This window comes from Selenomonas sp. (assembly GCF_052169755.1).
Taxonomy (GTDB): domain Bacteria; phylum Bacillota; class Negativicutes; order Selenomonadales; family Selenomonadaceae; genus Selenomonas.
Window position 1 is genome coordinate 1 of record NZ_JBQNBV010000167.1, and the last position, 3,783, is coordinate 3,783.

General features: G+C 52.0%; 7 protein-coding genes. 2 read left to right on the forward strand and 5 right to left on the reverse strand.

The genetic code is table 11. The annotated features are described in order from the left end of the window. Positions 1-21: 21 nt before the first annotated feature. From ACTTKG_RS09675 to ACTTKG_RS09695, 5 genes are all read right to left on the reverse strand, one after another. On the reverse strand, positions 22-321 hold the full coding sequence (locus ACTTKG_RS09675; protein ID WP_442673994.1) for a helix-turn-helix domain-containing protein: 300 nt from the start codon (positions 319-321) through the stop codon (positions 22-24). Beyond that, positions 290-682, reverse strand: coding sequence for a type II toxin-antitoxin system RelE/ParE family toxin (locus ACTTKG_RS09680; protein ID WP_442673995.1), 393 nt, complete (start codon positions 680-682; stop codon positions 290-292). Before ACTTKG_RS09680 ends, ACTTKG_RS09675 begins: the two co-directional genes overlap by 32 nt. A gap of 96 nt (positions 683-778) precedes the next feature. Then, entirely contained in the window at positions 779-1,153 is a 375-nt protein-coding gene (locus tag ACTTKG_RS09685) for an 8-amino-7-oxononanoate synthase (protein ID WP_442673996.1), read from the reverse strand. Positions 1,154-1,248: 95 nt separating this feature from the next. Continuing rightward, the gene (locus tag ACTTKG_RS09690; RefSeq protein ID WP_442673997.1) at positions 1,249-2,640 is read right to left on the reverse strand and encodes an aspartate ammonia-lyase; all 1,392 of its coding nucleotides are present in this window, start codon (positions 2,638-2,640) and stop codon (positions 1,249-1,251) included. Between the two features lie 172 nt (positions 2,641-2,812). Further along, positions 2,813-2,968, reverse strand: a complete 156-nt coding sequence (locus ACTTKG_RS09695) for a hypothetical protein (RefSeq protein WP_442673998.1) — start codon at positions 2,966-2,968, stop codon at positions 2,813-2,815. A gap of 55 nt (positions 2,969-3,023) precedes the next feature. On the opposite strand from ACTTKG_RS09695, the gene ACTTKG_RS09700 reads away from it, so the two are divergent. Together ACTTKG_RS09700 and ACTTKG_RS09705 are read left to right on the forward strand one after the other, a co-directional pair. Then, positions 3,024-3,320 carry a type II toxin-antitoxin system RelB/DinJ family antitoxin gene (locus ACTTKG_RS09700; RefSeq protein ID WP_265070416.1) on the forward strand — a complete coding sequence of 99 codons (297 nt, stop codon included), beginning with the start codon at positions 3,024-3,026 and terminating at the stop codon, positions 3,318-3,320. Next, positions 3,307-3,585 carry a type II toxin-antitoxin system YafQ family toxin gene (locus tag ACTTKG_RS09705; RefSeq protein WP_442673999.1) on the forward strand — a complete coding sequence of 93 codons (279 nt, stop codon included), beginning with the start codon at positions 3,307-3,309 and terminating at the stop codon, positions 3,583-3,585. Before ACTTKG_RS09700 ends, ACTTKG_RS09705 begins: the two co-directional genes overlap by 14 nt. Positions 3,586-3,783: the final 198 nt, after the last annotated feature.

A 3,783-nucleotide genomic window follows, 5' to 3' on the forward strand; every position in this document is an offset into this window, starting at 1 on the left:
ATAAAAAGAAGTCATGGCGGCTCAACTTTGTGCCGCCATGACTTCTTTGGGAAATCGTGCAATCGTTCTCAGATATGAAGCCGCCGTGGCATCAATCTGCCTGCGTCCCTGCTCCCAGTTTTGCAGCTTAGCCAACGGAATCCCGAAAGCTCGCGAAAACTCTTGCTGTGACATAGCCAAACTCTTGCGCACTTCCTGTGGCTGGATGCGATACACGACTGTCGTTTTCAGACCATGCACAGACTCTCCCTGCGCATCCAGCAACGCTTCCTGCAATCCTGCCAAAATCTCACTTGCTGCAGTCGACATCATCTGCCCCATGCTGCCTCTCCTTCCTCTGAAAAATCGCTTTCATCTCTTCCACGATACTTCTGAACGCTCTTTTCTCATCTTCGCTCAAGTCTACCTGAACATTTTTGGGGTAAGCGTACAGCAAATAAATCGGTCGGCTATCGTCATAAACATAGTAAACCACACGAACGCCGCCACGCTTCCCGCGCCCAGAGCCTTGCCAACGAATCTTCCGTATGCCGCCGGTTCCAGGAATCAACTCGCCGCTGCATGGATTCAAGCCAATGTATGTCTTGAATTCAATCTGCGTTTCCACGTCCCAAAATTTCTCAACGGCACGCTGATATGGCGTCGTTTCAACAATTACTTGAGGAATCATTTCCTTGTTCATGATTTTATTATACGTCATTGGCGTATTTTATGCAATATTACAGACCCAAAAATATCCCCATTGTTTCTAAATTAACTAACAATGGGGATATGATTTTTAATTTCCGGCTTCCCTCAACGTCTTCCACATGATTTCATGGATTGCCACGTAAGGCGCAGCACTCTCCGGGACGCCTTCATTCCCTCCGAGCCGAACAAAAGCGCCATCATCCACCGAGAGATACAAGCCGTCATCGCTGCCTTTGTAGGAGTATTTCGCCGTGTTCAGGAGCTCGTTCCCGCGCACGAATTTCACCATTCCTGTATAAACGGTGCATGTGACTCCCGGTATCCTCTCTTTTGATAGGCTTTCCGTCACGACGTAGATGTCCTTGCCGTCATAAGCCGTCGCCCAAACATCTTGGGCGGAGGTCTGCGGCATCCATAGTTGCGCAAACAGGGCAAAGACGGCAATCCAGAAAATCTTCTTCATGACAACTCCTCCTTTTCTCTGTCCATTGGAATCACGGATAAAGGAAGCACTGATAAATTCAGCCACCCATCTTCGCACATCTGCACGTTTCTCCCTCACTCGTGCGTGATGCCCGGCTGCGTCATCTGCGCAGGCGACATGATGTGGTCAAGCTGCTCTTTTGTCAGGAGCTTCTTCTCCAAGATGACCTCGCGAATCGGTCTGCCCGTCGTATAGGCTTCCTTCGCGAGCATCGCCGACTGCTCGTAGCCAATATGCGGCAGGAGCGCCGTGACGACGCCTACGCTTCGGTCGAGCCACTGCCGGCACTGCTCGCGATTCGGCTCAAGACCGATGAGCAGCTTGTCGACGAAGGTGCGCACGGCATTTGTCAGGTAGTTCATCGAGTTGAAAAGATTGTACGCCATGATCGGCTCCATGACGTTCAGCTCGAACTGCCCATTCTCGACGCCGAACGAAACGGCGAGGTCGTTGCCGATAACCTGATAGCACGCCTGATCGAGCACCTCAGCAATGACGGGATTGACCTTGCCCGGCATGATGGAAGAACCCGGCTGACGCTTCGGCAGATTCAGCTCGTTGAGCCCGCAGCGCGGTCCCGACGCCATGAGGCGGAAGTCGTTCGCCATCTTGATGAGCACGAGCGCGGTGTTCTTGAGCGCGGACGAGACATCGACAAAGCCGTCCGTATTGTTCGTCGCATCGATGAGGTTCATCGCTGTCTCGAAGTTCTCGCCCGTGATCTCGCGGAGCTTTCGCGCGACCGCTTTGATGTAAGCGGGTTCAGCGTTCAGTCCCGTGCCGACCGCCGTGCCGCCCATGTTGATGAGGCGGATGCTGTCGATCGACCAATGGACGCGCTTGATGCTGCGGCGCACAGCGGACGCATAGGAGCCCATTTCCTGCCCCAGCGTGATGGGCACGGCGTCCTGCAGATGCGTACGCGCCATCTTCAGGATGTCCTTATATTCTTCTGCCTTCTTCTCAAGTTCCGTCGCCAGATAATCGAGCGCCGCCGTCAGCTTGTGCCCCTTGTGCGTCAGACAGACCTTGATCGCCGTCGGAAAGGCGTCGTTCGTCGACTGTGCCATGTTCGCATGATTGTTCGGTGAGATGATGTCATAACGTCCCTTCGCCTCGCCGAGAATTTCGAGCGCACGGTTCGACAAGACCTCGTTCATGTTCATGTTGACCGACGTGCCCGCGCCGCCCTGGATCGGATCGACGGGGAACTGGTCGATGAATTTGCCGTCGATGATCTCCTCAGCCGCCTCGACGAGCGCGTCGCCGATGCGCTTTTCGAGCCTTCCCGTCTCCATGTTCGCCTGCGCCGCCGCCTTTTTCATCTTCGCAAGCGCCTGAATGAAGTCAACGTCAAGCCGACTGCCCGTGATGCTGAAATTCTCCACGGCACGCAAAGTCTGCACACCATAATACACCTCGTCCGGCACCTCAAGTTCACCGAGAAAATCATGTTCCTTGCGCATTGCAATCCCATCCTTTCCTTTTGTGAAAGATTCCCTTTTGTATACATTATACAACTTTTCCCTGCTTTCGTCTAAAAAAATAGAAATATTGCGGAAAGTTCTTTTCACTACTCAAATATATGCAAAAAGCGCAGTATCAAGATGCACTGCGCTTTCTCTTTATTGGAATACATCACTCCTGTGCTGCGGCATTGAGGGAGCAGGCGGCGATGATCCCGTTCGTACTGAAGAACATCGGCACAACGATGCCCCATTTGCCGCCGAAACCGCTGAAGCCAAAGGAAAAGACGATCGCATAAAAAAGCCGCCATGCAAATATCTTTTCCACCTTCTTTGCATTCGTGTACCTAACGTGATACAATTTGATAAAGGAGCTGATTTGCATGGCAAAAACAGAAACATTGCATATACGCCTTGAACCCGAAGTCAAGACTTCTGTCGAAAACACCTTGCGCATGCTTGGTCTTTCCGCTTCCGAAGCAGTGAATATATTTTTTCATCAAATCCTTCTTCATGAAGGTCTGCCGTTCACTGTACAAAAACCTCGCTTTACTCCTGAAACCTTGGCTGCACTGCAGGAGTCCGACGACATCGCTGCCGGTAAGATCTCTGCGAAAACATATCTCTGTGCTGCCGACTTGATTCGTGAAGCTAAGGACGAAGTAGATGCTGAAGATTAAGCAAACCGTACAATTCAAAAAGGATCTCAAAGCTGCCATTCGTCAACATCGCGACCTCACCTTGCTCGAAAACGTCATCGACACTTTGGCACGACGGGAACCGCTGCCTGCGCAGCATCACGATCATGCCCTCGCGGGCAACTTCCGCAACCATCGCGAATGCCACATCACGACTGACTGGCTGCTCATCTATCAAGTCAAGGAGGACGCGCTGATTCTTTCGCTCGCCCGCCTTGGAAGTCACGCCAAGTTGTTTCAGCTCTAGCCATCCCGACACCGCCTACATCGCCCTGTTGGAAACCTTCCGCATGAAATTTTCCTGCACCTAGAAGGCTTTTCCCTTCCCATATCGAATACATATCTAAATAAATACTGTACTTCGAGGAGGTCTTCTATATGGCAATTCTGGCTGCTTATGCTGTGCCGCATCCGCCGATCATTCTGCCGGAAATCGGCAAGGGCG

Coding starts and splice junctions, on each gene's coding strand:
- ACTTKG_RS09675 (WP_442673994.1), bottom strand. CDS start 321: ATGGGGCAGATGATGTCGACTGCAGCAAGTGAGATTTTGGCAGGATTG.
- ACTTKG_RS09680 (WP_442673995.1), bottom strand. CDS start 682: ATGAACAAGGAAATGATTCCTCAAGTAATTGTTGAAACGACGCCATAT.
- ACTTKG_RS09685 (WP_442673996.1), bottom strand. CDS start 1,153: ATGAAGAAGATTTTCTGGATTGCCGTCTTTGCCCTGTTTGCGCAACTA.
- ACTTKG_RS09690 (WP_442673997.1), bottom strand. CDS start 2,640: ATGCGCAAGGAACATGATTTTCTCGGTGAACTTGAGGTGCCGGACGAG.
- ACTTKG_RS09700 (WP_265070416.1), top strand. CDS start 3,024: ATGGCAAAAACAGAAACATTGCATATACGCCTTGAACCCGAAGTCAAG.
- ACTTKG_RS09705 (WP_442673999.1), top strand. CDS start 3,307: ATGCTGAAGATTAAGCAAACCGTACAATTCAAAAAGGATCTCAAAGCT.